This is a genomic window from Streptomyces sp. NBC_01232 (assembly GCF_035989885.1).
Classification (GTDB): domain Bacteria; phylum Actinomycetota; class Actinomycetes; order Streptomycetales; family Streptomycetaceae; genus Streptomyces.
The window spans coordinates 7,051,215-7,064,794 of sequence record NZ_CP108518.1 but is presented as its reverse complement, the minus strand read 5'-3'; the positions used below and the strand labels follow the sequence as shown (position 1 = coordinate 7,064,794).

The following is a 13,580-nucleotide window of genomic DNA, read 5'->3' as shown; positions in this document are numbered from 1 at the left end:
TCCTCGCCCTAACTGAAAATTCAGTCAACCTCTCCCGCGTGCCGCCCGGGAGGACAGAACCGGTTCCACTTCCCGGGATCAGCCCTTGCGGAAGTGCTCGACGGAGATCGTGACGGAGCCTGCGGCGGTCGTCTCGACGAGCCGGACGATCGCAACTTCCTGCAGGTCAGGGCTTCGCACACAGAAGGGACGCTCCTGCGCGAGCGCCTTGAAGGGCAGGGTCGTCACGGGGCGGGTCTCGATCCCCCGCGCGCAGTCGTCCGGGGTCAGCTCTCCGTTTCCGTCGGCGACGAAAGCGTCGGACTCCTCGGACAGCAGGAACGCGTCGGAGCCGCGGGCGAGGTACCAGGCGGCCGTCTCGACGGGGACCACCTTCCCGGCGCGAAGGTCGAACTCGTAACCGGAATCCGGAACGGTGAGCTCGGCCTGCGGGTATCCGGGCGCGTACGAGGAGGCCGTCGACGGCCGGGGCGGGGAGGCGGCGGGTTCGGCCGCGGGGGCGTCGCCCTCCTCCGGGGGGAAGCCGAACCAGTAGGCCGCGCCACCACAGGCCAGCAGGGTCGCGAGAGCCAGGCCGATCACCGGCAGCCGCCGCGAGCGGCGCCGGTCGCCGCGCGCGGGGGCGGGTACCGGCCCGGCGGGGGCCGCCGGAACCGGTGCCGGGCCCGGCACCCGGCTCGGGGCCCGGCTCGGGGCCGGACCGGCAGCCGGATCCGGATTCAGCCCCGGATTCAGCCCCGGGACCGGGCTCGGGCTCGGGGCATACGGCATCGTCCCGCCCGGCCCCGTGACGGAGTACGCGGCTGCGGGCGCAGATGCCGACGCAGCTCCCGGCACCGGCACCGACGCGGATACGGACGCCGTTGCGGTCGCGATCGCGGTCGCCCGGAGGTGTTCCGGTACGGGCGGTTCCGACCGGCCGGACCGGTCCGCGTCCGCCCGCCCCCCGACCTCCTCCCGCACGGGCCGCGGCAGCCAGCCCTCGGTGAACTCCGGCCGCGGACCCACGAGGGGGTGGGCCTGGACGGCCGCGATCAGACCGGCGGTCGTGGGACGGTCCTCCGGGCGCTTCGCCAGGCACCACGACAGCAGTTCGTGCAGCTCCCCGGGGATCCGGCCGAGGTCCGGGTGCTCGTGGACCACGCGGTACAGCGCACCGGACTCCGGCCCGTTGCCGAAGGGCGGCACCCCGCCCGCGACGTACCCGGCGAGCGCCCCGAGCGCGAAGACGTCGGTCGCGGAGGTCACCGGGCGGCCCAGGGCCTGCTCGGGCGCCATGAACGCGGCGGTGCCGATGCTCAGACCCACCCCGGTGAGCGCGGCGGCGTCGGCGGCGCGCGCGATCCCGAAGTCGATCACCCGCGGGCCGTCCCCGGCGATCAGGACATTGGCCGGCTTGAGGTCCCGGTGGACGACGCCCACCCGGTGGATCTCCTGGAGCGCCTCGGCGATGCCCGCGACGAGCAGGAGCACCGTACGCACCGGCAGCGGTCCGTGGCGCTGGACGACCTGGTGCAGCGAGGGGCCGGGTACGTAGGCCGTGGCGAGCCACGGGGTGTGGTCGTCCTCCCCCGAGTCGACCACCTGCGCCGTGAAGAGGCCGTGGATCCGGCGGGCGCTCGCCACTTCCCGGGCGAAGCGCTCGCGGAACTCGGGGTCCGCCGCGAACTCCCGCCGCACCGCCTTCAGCGCGATGGGCCGGCCGCCCGGCGTGTACGCCAGGTAGACCACCCCCATGCCGCCGGAGCCGAGCCGGGCGTGAAGGCGGTAGCCGCCGATCTCGTGGGGGTCGTCGGCGGACAGGGCCGTGAGGGCGGACTGTGCGCCGGGGGGCGGTGCGAACATGCGGCGGCTCTTTCAACGATGCGGCAATGACTGACCTGGGGCGCATCGTGCCGCTAACTAAAGTTTCAGTCAATGTGTGACAATGCGAGACGCACACCGCCGGAAGGGAGGATCACCCAGTGTCGGATCGCAGAAGGGCCATCCTGGAGGGCGCCGCCCGGGTCATCGCGCGGCGCGGGGTACGGGGACTGCGGGTGAGCGACCTGGCGGCCGAGGCCGGCGTGTCGACCGCCCTGATCTACTACCACTTCAAGGACCGGACCGGCATCCTGCGGCAGGCCCTGGCCTTCATCACCGACCGGGCCGACCGCTACACGGGCGCCGCCGACGCGGCGGGATCCCCGCCCGCCGCAGCGGACCCCCGGCAGCTCCTGGAGCGGATCCTGCTGCTCGAGTTCCAGGACCTGCCCGAGGTGCGCGAGAACAGCACGGCCTGGGGGGAGCTGCGGGCCCACACGATCTTCGACCCGGAGCTGCGCGACGAGCTCGGCGCCGCCGGAGCGGCCTGGGTGGAGGAGGTCGCCGGCCTGCTGGCCGCGGTGTGCCCCGCAGCGCCGCCCGCCGCCGTCACCCCCGCCGCGGAGCGGCTGACCGCCCTCCTGGAGGGGCTGAGCGGCCGTTGGCTGAGCGGTCTGCTGCCGGTGGGGCACGCCCGCGACCTGATGCGCGGGGCGATCGGAGTCGAGATCGCCCTGCTCCGTTCCTTCGAATCGCAAATTGACTGAATTTCCAGTCAGTGCAACAGTGGACGACATCCGGGCGCACCACTTACCCGTGCGTATCGGACGTTCTCGGTGCAAAGCGTGCACCCTTTGGATAGGGCCCGGCCCGCCTGCCTGTGCCACGCCTCCCGTGCCCGCCCTGGCCGGACGCCCCTCGCGCTCCGCCAGCACACGATCGGAGTCCCCCCGTGTCGTTCACTCCCCCCACCCGCCGGACCGTTCTCCGTACCCTCGCCGGGATCGGCGCCGCCGTCTTCGGCGCCGCGGCCTGCGGCCCCGCGGAATCCGGCGCGCAGCCCGGCGCCGACGGCTCCCCGCAGCCCGGCTCGGGCGGTGAGCGCCGGCTCGGCGCCGAGTGGGAGAGCCACACCCGCACCTTCATGTCCTGGCCGGCCCTCACCTCGGTCTGGGAGCAGGACCTGCCCTACGTACGCGAGGACATCGCGCGGATCGCCCGCGCCGTCGGCGGCTACGAAGAGGTGATCATGATGGCCCGCCCCGACCAGGCGGACGCCGCCCAGCGCGCCTGCGGCTCCCAGGTCGAGGTCATCCCCCTGGCCGTCGACGACCTGTGGGCCCGCGACACCGTCCCCGTTTTCGTCGAGGAGGGCGGCAAGGTCGTCGGCGTCGACTTCAACTTCAACGGCTGGGGCAACAAGCAGGAGCACACGAACGACGGCCAGGTCGGCCGCCTCCTGCTCCAGAAGTACCGGATCCCCCGGGTTCAGGCCCCGCTCGTCGCCGAGGGCGGCTCCTTCGAGACCGACGGCGAGGGCACCCTGCTGATCACCGAGAGCTCGATCGTCAACGACAACCGCAACAAGGGGAAGTCCCGGGACACGATCGAGGCCGAGCTCAAGCAGACCCTGGGCGTCGAGAAGGTCATCTGGCTGGCCGGCGTACGCGGCGAGGACATCACCGACGCGCACGTGGACAGCCTCGTACGCTTCACCGCCCCCGGCGTGGTCCTGCTGGACCGCGCCCACCCCGGCACTCCGGCGGACTCCTGGTCCCGCTCCGCCGACCAGGCGAAGTCCGTCCTGTCGAAGGCGACGGACGCCCGCGGCCGCCGTTTCGAGGTCATCGACCTGCCGCAGCCCGACCTGAACCGGATCACGGGCGAGGGCGACGACTTCGTCTCCACGTACGCCAATTTCTACGTCGCCAACGACTCCGTGTTCATGCCGCAGTTCGGGGACCGCAAGGCGGACGACCGGGCCCGCGGGATCCTGCGCGAGCACTTCCCCAAGCGGGACGTCGTACCGGTGAAGATCGACACCATCGCCTCGGGCGGCGGCGGCATCCACTGCTCGACCCACGACCAGCCCGGCAAGCCCGCAGCCTGAACTCCCCGCCGCCCGAGATCCCCGTACCCCGCGCACCACCGGAGCGTCCGTGTCCGACTCCCACCGCATCGTACGAAGCGCGCCGTTGCCGCGCCGCGTCCCGCTGCTGCCGGGCCTCCTCGTGATCGCCATCGTGGCGGCGGTCACCGTGGGAGCCTGGCTCCAGTTCGGGGAACGCCAGGCCCTGGACACGGTGTACACGGCGGGGCGCTCCGACCGGGACCGCATCGACGTCGACGCCACGATCCAGCGCGTGGACGCCGCCGGCCGGGAGATGACCCTGCGCGTCCTGGTCACGCCCCGGGGCACCCTGGCCGAGGCCGGCGGGGTCTCCCCCGTGGAGGACCTGACGGTCCTGACCTCGACGGCCACCCGGGGCGACCTCGCGTTCAAGGCCCACCAGCGCATCTCCACCATGGACGTCCCCGTGGCCCTGACGGGCGGGTCGATCACGGACTACCCCTTCGACTCCTACGGGGCGGACGTCGAGTTCGGTGCGGTGCTCGGCGGCGAGAAGGTTCCGGTCCGCGTCACGCTCTCCAACAACGACGTGCTGTTCTCCGCGACCGTCGACGCCTCGACGGCGCAGGACATCGCGGTCCTCGACATCGGGCTGGCCCGGTCCAACAGCGTCTTCGTCTTCGCGGTCTTCATGATGCTGGCCATGTGGGCGCTCGCCGTCTCGGTGCTGATCGGCGGCTGGTACCTGGTCACCCGCCGCAAGGGCCTCACCTGGCCCGCGCTCGGCTGGATGGCCGCAACGCTCTTCGCCCTGGCCGCCTTCCGCAACACGGCCCCCGGAGCCCCGCCCATCGGCTGCCTGCTCGACTACATCGCCTTCCTCTGGGCGGAGACGGTCATCGCGTTCTGCCTCATCACGGTGGTCATCACTGGCATCCGGGCCGAACCCCGGACCGGAGCCCCGGCCGCCGCACCTGCGGACGCGCCCACGGAGGGATCCACGACGCAGTCCCCCTGACCGCCGTCCGCGGCGAGCGCGCTCGCGCCGGAGGAGCGCTCAGAGCTCGTCCGGGGCGGGCGGCAGGGCGGTCGGGCGGCGGCCCGCCCGGCGCGCCTCCAACGCCTGCTTCGCCTCCGGCCATTCCGGCCGGGTGATGCTGTACACCGCCGTGTCGCGGATCCAGCCGTCCCGCATGACCATGTGGTGCCGCAGCACGCCCTCGAGCGTCGCGCCCAGCCCGGCGATCGCGGCCCTCGACCTGGCGTTGCGCACATCCGTGAGCAGCTCGACCCGGTTCATCCCCATCGCCTCGAAGGCGTGGGTCAGCATCAGCAGCTTCGCCTCGGTGTTCGCACCGGTCCCCTGCCGCGACGCCGCCAGGTAGGTCCAGCCGATCTCCAGCCGCCGCTGCGCAGTGTTGATCATCATCAGCCGGGTCGATCCCAGTACCCGTCCCGTCGCCGCGTCCACCGTCGCGTACGGGATCTGCGTACCCTCGACGCGGGCCGCCGTCGCCTCTTCGATGAAGCCGCGGACATCGTCCGGGTGCGGGACGCTCGTCACCGCGAGCTCCCACAGACTGCCGTCGCGGACCGCCTCGCAGAGCCCGTCGTGGTGCCGGAGCTCCAGCGGCTCCAACCGGACCCGCTCCCCCACGAGATGCACCGATTCCACCGGCTCGACCGCCCCCGTCGCCCGCTCCATGCCCGGCTGTCCCCTCCCCGCGTCCACCACGACGCACCGACCCTATCCGGCCCGTCGTCATCCCGTTCGAAAGGGACCGACTCCCTGTCACTGTCCGCCGTGCAGCCGTGGGCATACGGCTCGGGCAGGGGTGCAGCCCGGCAGGAGCACGGCACCGTAGGCTGCCCGGCATGCACAACACGCTGACGGAGCAAGCCCGGTGTCTGTACGAGGACGCGGACGGGGACGGTTACCGACCCGCGCCGGGGTGCACCAGCGAGCACGCCGAGTTCTACTTCGTCGAAGCACTGACCTTCGCCGACCCCGACGCCCTCCTCACCATGCTGCGGGAGCTGTGTCCGGATGCGGCCGACGGATACCTGCCGGCCCGGATCCGGAACCTGGCCTATCGGCTCGTCCTCCTGCAACGGCCGGACGAGCCGGCGCTGTTGCGTGAGGCGGCCCGGAGCCTGTCCGTGCACGCCCCGGACGGGAACGCCATCGCGGCGGCCCTGGAAGGACGGGCCGACGCCCTCGATGCGGCCCGGCGCACGGCCTGAGCCGCGGTGCCGGTGCCGGTGCCGGTGCCGGTGCGCCATCGGCGGGAGCACCGGGCCGGGTCTGCGGACACCCGCCGGGTCAGCTCCCGGTGTCCGGCTCGTACGGGACGTACTTCGCGTCGGTCCCGGGCCAGTCACGGGCGATGAACGGCGGGCGGTCGATCCGGTCGAAGCACCGCAGGAGGAAGTCGGTGAAGGTTCCGGCGGTCTCGAACCAGCTGCCGCCTTCGCCCTGGACGACGATGCGCCACTCAGCGGGATCCGCTTCCAGGGGCAGGAAGTAGTAGAAGTTCTCCTCGTCGGATCCCCACCAGATGAGGCCACCCTCTTCGGGGTGAAACGGCCACGGGTAGCGGTCGGGATCCCTCTCCTCGGACCCCTGCGACGGCCAGAGTCCCTCCGCTTCCTCCGCGGTGCCGTCGATCGGCCGGTTCAGCCACAGGTACCCGTCGATGGCACCCGGCCCGTACAGATCGAGAAACGCCTTGTAGTCCGCCGGCAGCGCCACCCCGAGGTACGCCTCGGACGCATCCCACAGTCCCGGCCGCGCCCATCCCCAGACCTCCGGCTCCCCGAGCAGCTCCCTGAGCCGACCCAGACCAGTCACAGCCACACCTCTCTCACGATCATGTTCACCACGCACCCTGCCAGCCGCCACTGACACCGACACCGACACCGTGCCGGATCGCCTCCCCCGGCCCCGCGGACCTGCGTCCCGGGACGCCGGCCGATTCGGGTCAGGCGGCCTCCCCCAGGTGAGTCAGGGCCTGGCGGAAGTCATCGAGGGCGGGCCCGAACTCACAGTCCGCGATACGGAACGTCGATCGGTCGATCAGGATCCTCGCCAGTGTCCGTGCTCCTCCTGCCGGGTCGTGCCGGAACAGCCGGCGGGCCAGGTCCACTCCGTCGTCGAACAGCGAGCGCACCTCCTCCCCGAACATGTGGGTGCGGTTCTGCCAGTAGACGGCGGAGCGGATGGTGAGGGCCCGATGCAGGCGCACCAGTTCGGCGAGATGCCGGTCCGGATCCGCGGTGGCTCGCGGAGCGAGGGCGTCCACCTCTTCTCGGAGGGCATGACGGCTGTCGAAATAGCCCGGCTTGCCGTCGGGCGACCACTGCAGGGGCGCAGCCCCCGACGCCGTACACGGTCCATCGGACGCAAGTCGGTCGCTTTCGGCGCCGGAGAAGGTCAGCAGGACCGCCCAGAACGCCGCCTCGTAGCTGCCCCAGGTCGTCCGCTCACCTGTATCGGCCAGCTCCGTCAGGAGGGCCAGCACCTCTTGCCGCACGAGTGCCGCCTGCTCGCCCCGGTCGTACATGTCCAGCATCTGCGCGTACCAGATGAGCGAGTAGAGACGGCAGGCCGACAGACCGCGGCCGTTCGCGGCTTCGACGTCCTGCATGCTGAAGAGCGTCTCGAACGCGGCGAGCGCTTCGCCGGACCGGCCGGCGTTGTGGAGAGCGGCGATCCAGTCGAGGAGCGACCAGGCGAGACCCCCGCTACTGGGCCCGTGGGGCACGAGCGCTGCCACCAACTCGGTCATGGCATCGGCAGCCTCGGCGTACCGGCCTTCCACGGAGAGTCCGGCAGCCCACTCGTGCAGCCCACCGGCCACGGGGGTTCGGGACAGTTCGGCCTGTGCACGGCTGATGGCGAGCATCTCGGCGCGCATGGCGAGTCCTTCGGCGCGGCGGCCCACGCGGTACAGCTGTCTCTGGCACGAGTTGAGAGCCCCGTACAGAGCGTCCGCACGGGTGGGCTCGGCCGGATCCATGGACCGCGCCACGGCCACCGCCTCCTCGCACAGCGCCAGGGCGGACGGATGCCGCTTGCCGGTGCTGGTGTCGTAGCTCAGACCTTGCAGTGCCTTGGCCAGGAGCGGCAGGTACGAGGCCGGGCCGACCTGCGCGAGCACCCGGTAGGCGTCGACTTCCTCGCGCGGCGAGCGGTACCCCGATGCGAGCAGCACGTTCCGCGCTCGCACGATGTCGTCCTGATCGTATTTCCCCGAGCGATTCATAGCGGCGATTCTGGGCGCCCCGCAGAGGGCTGGACAAGGCTGGTTCCCTGTGCTGTTCCTCCTACGAAAACACCCTCTGACCTGTCATGATGGGTGTGACATCACTTTCCGGGGGGGGTCCCCACGCCCGCTGTGGTCAGCTCGGTCCTCAGGATCCGGTCGGGGCCGTTCTCGCTCATCGGCTCCACGCACCCGAAGATCTGGTTCGGTGTGGATGCAGGCGCTGCCTGCCTCCGGCGTACCGCAATTGACGGCTGACCGTCAGTCACTGCTTGCTCCACGTCAGGCTGACTTTCACGTGAGCCGAGGCGCCGGCTGCCGTGATGATCGCCCCCGCCTGGGCGCTCAGCTCGACACCGAACTCCACAACGAGGACATCCGGTCGCTGCGCGAAGTCCTCAAGTTGCCCAGCCACGCCACGGGTTACGGCCCGCACGGCGTGCATGACGGAGTCGAACGTGGCCTCGGCCTTCTCGATCACCGCAGAGGTCGATGCACCCCGGGTGAGCACGGAGCTGGACGCCAGCTCGTCGGGGACCCTGACCAGCACGGCGCTGCCATCGTCTAGCGAAAACTCTATGATGCTCATAAGCTATGGATTAGCACGAAATATGGGGTGTTGCCAGGTAGTTGACTGTTCCCCCATCTCCTGAGCGCGTAGATCGAATCGAGGCGCCCGAAGGAGCTAGGTCATGCCACTCGTCGTGGAGATCATTCTCATTGTCATCGGCTGTGTCCTCCTGGTGGCCGCCCTGATCGGCAGCGGAATATCCAGGCGCTTGATGACCATCCCGAAGATGCATCGGGCACCTCGCGTTATCGTCGCCATTCTCGGCGTGCTGCTGCTGGCGGGCGGAATGTGGGGCGTATCGACCGAGCCGGAAAAGCATGAGCTTTCGCTGGCCGATCTCAAGGCCCATATTCCGCCCGACGTCAAGGCTTCCCTGGTGTGCACGGAATCCGCTGAAGCCCCCAAGGGAGCGGTCAGCGCGAACTGCAGCACGGAAGGCATGATCCCGGAATATGTGTGGTACACCATGTTCCCTGACGTGCATTCCATGCATGCCTACTGGGTGAAGCAGACTGCCCCCGAAAGCCAGCCGGGAACCGAATGCAACAAAATTGATGACTATAAAAAGGGAAGCCATACTGAGTACTATCTGGACGATGCGTCCGTAACTGTTGGCGATCTCGCCTGCTATGTGTCCGAAGGTAGCACGGTAGCCGTGTACACGGACCGGCGTTTCAACATCGTTGTCTGGGCCGAGATTTCGGACCCGAAGCACTTCTCCGACTTTCTCACCTGGGTCCGGGATACCTCCCAGCCCATAGGGGATTCAGACGTAGCGCCCGCTACCCCCTCGCCCACAGCGGAGCCTTGATCCGGCTGCGCGGAGAGAAGGGCGCCATGTCGGCAGAGTTCGATTTTGTACTCGAAATGAGCGAGGCGCCCGGAGGCTATTGCGTCGAAGTGTCCTCGCCCTGCGGTGAGGACCGTGCCATCGCCGATATCGACGCGCACGAGTTGTTGGGCAGACTGCCCTCGCTCCAGGCTGCCGTGCTCGGGTCCGCCTCGCGCTCACGGTCCGTGGGGACGGAACTGGAGGCGCCCGCACGTCAGGTCGGCGGCATGTTGTTCGAGGCCGTGTTTCAAAGCTCGGTCCAAGCGCTCTACCTTTCCAGCCGGCAGAAGGCGCGAGAGCACGGGCAGAGACTGCGTATGGTTCTTCGGGTCCGCTCCCCGGAACTCGCCGCATTGCCCTGGGAACTCTTGCACGATGCCAAGCTCGGCGGCTATCTGTGTCTGCACCACCCGATCATCCGCTACGTCGAGATCCTCGAGCCCGTCTCGCCACTGCACGTGCAGCCGCCGCTACGCATCCTGGGCATGGTGTCCCTTCCCGGCTCGCTGGGCGCGCTGGACGCGGAATCCGAGAAGGAGAGCCTGAGCACCTCGCTCAAGCCACTCCTCGACGAGGGGATGGTGCAGCTCGACTGGGTGCACGGTCAGACCAAACGGGATCTCTTCGACGCACTGCTCCACGGGTGCCACATCTTCCACTTCATAGGTCACGGAAAGTTCGACGAGCTCAGGCGCGAGGGAATGATCATCCTCGCCGATGAACAGGGCCGTCCGGATCCGCTGCACGCAGAGGCGCTCGGCTCGCTCATCAGCATCGCCGAGCCCGCCCCCCGCCTCGTCGTGCTCAACAGCTGTGAGACGGGAACCTCACATGCCCAGGATCTGTTCTCCAGTACGGCGGCCGAGCTGGAGTTCACGGTGCCGGCCGTAGTGGCGATGCAGTTCGCGGTGACCGACAAGGCCGCCCTTCTCTTCTCCAGGGCCTTCTACCAGGCCCTCGCGGCCAACCGGCCGGTCGACGAGGCGGTGCGCACGGGCCGCATCGCGCTGCGGGCCGACAAGGACGACAGCCTGGAGTGTTTCACCCCCGTCCTGTACCAGCGCAGTGGCGATGCCAGGCTCTTCGACCTCACCTCTTCACGGCGGCCCGCTCCCGCACGGACCGTGGTCGAGGAGATCAATCAGATTCAGCGGGAAGCCGCCCCTGACAGGGCCCCCGAGCGGCCTGCCCCACCGTCCACCCCGTCGCCTCCTCGACAGGCCACGTCTCTCATCAAGACTCCCTCCCCCGACACCACGCCACGTCCTGAGATCGACACAGGACGCTGGGTGGTCGCTCTGGCCGTCCATCCGCAGGGGCGGCTCCTGGCGACCGGCGCCCGCAAGCTCGTGCGGGTCTGGGACGTGATCACCGGCCAGCCGACGTGGGAACGCAGGATCAGCGGGTGGAGCACGATGGTGAACACCGTCGCCTTCAGCCCCGACGGTGGAAAGCTGGCGGCGGGCAGCACGGACAACCTCGCACGCATCTGGGAGATGCCGACCGGATCCCTGGTTGCAGAGCTGCCCCACGGCCATTTCGTCGACGCGGTCAACTTCGACCACAGTGGGAGATACCTGGCCACCGGAGGTGCAGACGCGACGGCCTGCGTCTGGGATCTCAGCACCGGAACCCGGATTCTGTCCCTGCGCCACGCCCGGGCGGTCAAGGACGTGCAGTTCAGCCCGGACGGGCGCCTGCTGGTCACGGCATCCGCAGATGGTAAGGCGTATGTCTGGGACGCCGACACCGGCTATGAGCTGGCGCAGATTCCGCATGGGGATTTCGTCCTCGGCGTCGCCTTCTCCCCCGACGGGCAAAAAATCGCCACTTGCAGCGAGGACCACACCGCTCAGATAACGGAGACGGAGACATGGACTCAGCTCTTCCGTGTCGAGCACATAAGTGGTCTGAGAGCGGTGGCCTTCAGCTCCGACAGCAGCCTGATGGCCACCGGCTGTGCGGACGGAACCGTAGGCGTGTGGCGGGCCGACACAGGGAAGTCGCTGTTCAACCTCAAGCACAACCGCTCGGTGAACACCCTGGCGTTCTACCCGGGCAGCCGGTTCCTGGCCAGCGCGGGTGAAGACAAGGTGGTACGCAATACCAGGATTCCCGAGGTCGGCCCGTGAGCGCACAGTCACCCGCCTCGGAAAACCACTTTCGAGCATTCAAACTGCTTTCCGGCCGCCACGGTCGACCGAAGAGAATCTGCCGCACACACGGCCGGAATTGCTTGCGCGTTCGACCGTTGCGAGTTCAACCTTGAATCGCGCCTATAGATGCCGGATAAACGACCTGTCATGATGCAGATGGACAAACGGCGGCATAGAATGCAAGGAGGCGTCGAGGGCATTCCTTGCCCCTTGCCGTGGCCGGAATCAGACTCTTTGACGGAGCCGCCCGTGGGGCATCCTGATCCACGGCAGTGACACCGGCACACCGGTACAGCAGCTGCGCTCGGCATCCACAGGCAAGTCCCGCCGCGCATCGCGGTAATGACCACCCGCCAACTCCTTGAAGGACAAGCCGAGGAGGCCGGCCCCACCGGTCCCCGACCGGGTCCCCAAAAACGATCAAGGGGCCGTTTTGGAGTAATCCAAAACGGCCCCTGATCTGCGACTCTTTCGAGTCGGGACGACAGGATTTGAACCTGCGACCCCTTGACCCCCAGATCGATGGGCCGGAGAAAAAATCCGGACATACAGCACAATCTCAGGGTGCACAGCGTGCGCATACGTACATGCTGTGCGCCCATCGACGTGGGCGCTGGTCCCCAACTGGTCCCCAGGGGACGCCACCTGGCCCTCGGGCCCGCTTCAGTTCGGCTCGACGCCGCAGGTCGCTGCCGATCTCACGCCAACGCCAGGAGTCGCCCCAGGCGCTCGATGGTCGCCAGGCCCTCCGCCTCAACTGACGGGAGTGCCCTCCGCCGACCCGGCCGTTCGCTCGGGAACCGGACTGGGCCAGGGCGTTGACCGCCAAGTCGGCCTCTTTCTCGTTGCCGGTCTTCTGCGCGGCGAGGCTCTGGGTTCGCCAGCCCGGTGCTGCTGGTCCATGGGTGGTGGCAGGATGCCCGGTCATGGCAACGAGAGATGGCAGCGATGAAGCGTACGTCGTTGGGTTGTGCGAGCGGATCCTCGGGGAGAACGCCCTGCCGCAGCACAGGTTCGACTGGCTGCTCGGAGATCCCGGATCAGGCGGCCGACGAGTCCAACTGCCGGTCGACGCCTACTGGCCGGGCCATCAGCTGGTGGTCGAGTACCGCGAACTGCAGCACGACCAGCCGATGCCCCACTTTGACAAGCCGAACCGCCTCACCGTCAGCGGTGTCCACCGCGGCGAGCAGCGCGCCCTGTACGACGCCCGGCGCGATGAGCAGATCCCCGCGCACGGGCTGCGCCTGGTCCTCATCCGCCCCGCCGACCTGAATGCGGACGGCCGCGGACGACTGCGCCGCAACGAAGCGGCCGACCTGGCGGCACTGAAGAAGATCCTGGCCCGCTCCAGCGACGAGGACCGGGTCACCGACACCTTCCGCACCTGGCTACTGGCCGAAGGCTGGACACCCATCGATCCCACGGACCGGTGGACCGACCTCGAAGCCGTACGCGGCTCGGAACGGCTGATCTGCGAGGCCAAGGGCCGCACCAGTGAGAAAGGCATCGACGCCGACATCGCCTATGGCCAACTGCTGCGCCGCATGGCGAGCCAGGACCCGCACACGCGCTACGCCCTCGTCGTGCCGTCCTCCTCCCTCAAGGCCGCCGCACGCGTCCCGGCCCACATCCGACAGCTCCTGCACATCGACGTCTACGAGGTGACGGATGACGACCGGGTGTGCCGGCTGACCGACTGATCGGTGCCGGGTACCGCGGCGGTTTCCGCTTCGCCACCAAGGTGTCCTCCGAAGCCCACGCGCCATACGCTGCCACCTCGTTGCACGAACCGGACACCAGGCGTTGCGGCGCGGAGTTGCCCTCCAGGCCAGTGAAGTCGAGATCCGCCGGCATGCCGGAGACCGCACCCCGCCTGCCC

12 protein-coding genes are annotated in these 13,580 nt (G+C 69.2%); 7 read left to right on the top strand and 5 right to left on the bottom strand.

The genetic code is table 11. The annotated features are described in order from the left end of the window. Nucleotides 1–78: 78 nt before the first annotated feature. Entirely contained in the window at nucleotides 79–1,845 is a 1,767-nt protein-coding gene (locus OG444_RS32670; RefSeq protein WP_327265480.1) for a serine/threonine-protein kinase, read from the bottom strand. 119 nt (nucleotides 1,846–1,964) lie between these two features. Here OG444_RS32670 and OG444_RS32665 point away from each other — a divergent pair, with 119 nt between their 5' ends. The 3 genes from OG444_RS32665 (at nucleotide 1,965) to OG444_RS32655 (ending at nucleotide 4,892) form a co-directional block, all read left to right on the top strand. Further along, complete coding sequence (locus tag OG444_RS32665; protein ID WP_327265479.1) at nucleotides 1,965–2,570, top strand: TetR/AcrR family transcriptional regulator; 606 nt, start codon at nucleotides 1,965–1,967, stop codon at nucleotides 2,568–2,570. A gap of 185 nt (nucleotides 2,571–2,755) precedes the next feature. Beyond that, on the top strand, nucleotides 2,756–3,913 hold the full coding sequence (locus tag OG444_RS32660) for an agmatine deiminase family protein (protein WP_327265478.1): 1,158 nt from the start codon (nucleotides 2,756–2,758) through the stop codon (nucleotides 3,911–3,913). Between the two features lie 49 nt (nucleotides 3,914–3,962). Continuing rightward, nucleotides 3,963–4,892, top strand: a complete 930-nt coding sequence (locus tag OG444_RS32655) for a DUF4436 domain-containing protein (protein WP_442810670.1) — start codon at nucleotides 3,963–3,965, stop codon at nucleotides 4,890–4,892. 39 nt (nucleotides 4,893–4,931) lie between these two features. On the opposite strand, the gene OG444_RS32650 is transcribed toward OG444_RS32655, so the two are convergent. Further along, nucleotides 4,932–5,579: a GNAT family N-acetyltransferase gene (locus OG444_RS32650; RefSeq protein WP_327265477.1), complete on the bottom strand. Its 648-nt coding sequence runs from the start codon at nucleotides 5,577–5,579 to the stop codon at nucleotides 4,932–4,934. 170 nt (nucleotides 5,580–5,749) lie between these two features. On the opposite strand from OG444_RS32650, the gene OG444_RS32645 reads away from it, so the two are divergent. Continuing rightward, on the top strand, nucleotides 5,750–6,118 hold the full coding sequence (locus tag OG444_RS32645; protein WP_327265476.1) for a hypothetical protein: 369 nt from the start codon (nucleotides 5,750–5,752) through the stop codon (nucleotides 6,116–6,118). Nucleotides 6,119–6,197: 79 nt separating this feature from the next. On the opposite strand, the gene OG444_RS32640 is transcribed toward OG444_RS32645, so the two are convergent. The 3 genes from OG444_RS32640 to OG444_RS32630 all read right to left on the bottom strand — a co-directional run bounded on the left by OG444_RS32640 (nucleotide 6,198) and on the right by OG444_RS32630 (nucleotide 8,728). Further along, nucleotides 6,198–6,725, bottom strand: a complete 528-nt coding sequence (locus OG444_RS32640; RefSeq protein ID WP_327265475.1) for an SMI1/KNR4 family protein — start codon at nucleotides 6,723–6,725, stop codon at nucleotides 6,198–6,200. 130 nt (nucleotides 6,726–6,855) lie between these two features. After that, a complete protein-coding gene (locus tag OG444_RS32635) occupies nucleotides 6,856–8,103 on the bottom strand; it encodes a hypothetical protein (RefSeq protein WP_327265474.1) in 1,248 nt (415 codons plus the stop codon). Between the two features lie 301 nt (nucleotides 8,104–8,404). After that, nucleotides 8,405–8,728, bottom strand: coding sequence for a CU044_2847 family protein (locus tag OG444_RS32630; protein WP_327265473.1), 324 nt, complete (start codon nucleotides 8,726–8,728; stop codon nucleotides 8,405–8,407). A gap of 103 nt (nucleotides 8,729–8,831) precedes the next feature. On the opposite strand from OG444_RS32630, the gene OG444_RS32625 reads away from it, so the two are divergent. The 3 genes from OG444_RS32625 to OG444_RS32615 all read left to right on the top strand — a co-directional run bounded on the left by OG444_RS32625 (nucleotide 8,832) and on the right by OG444_RS32615 (nucleotide 13,401). Then, on the top strand, nucleotides 8,832–9,521 hold the full coding sequence (locus tag OG444_RS32625) for a hypothetical protein (protein ID WP_327265472.1): 690 nt from the start codon (nucleotides 8,832–8,834) through the stop codon (nucleotides 9,519–9,521). 26 nt (nucleotides 9,522–9,547) lie between these two features. Then, nucleotides 9,548–11,674: a CHAT domain-containing WD40 repeat protein gene (locus tag OG444_RS32620; RefSeq protein WP_327265471.1), complete on the top strand. Its 2,127-nt coding sequence runs from the start codon at nucleotides 9,548–9,550 to the stop codon at nucleotides 11,672–11,674. A 950-nt stretch (nucleotides 11,675–12,624) separates the two neighbouring features. After that, the gene (locus OG444_RS32615) at nucleotides 12,625–13,401 is read left to right on the top strand and encodes a hypothetical protein (RefSeq protein WP_327265470.1); all 777 of its coding nucleotides are present in this window, start codon (nucleotides 12,625–12,627) and stop codon (nucleotides 13,399–13,401) included. The last annotated feature ends 179 nt before the right edge of the window (nucleotides 13,402–13,580 follow it).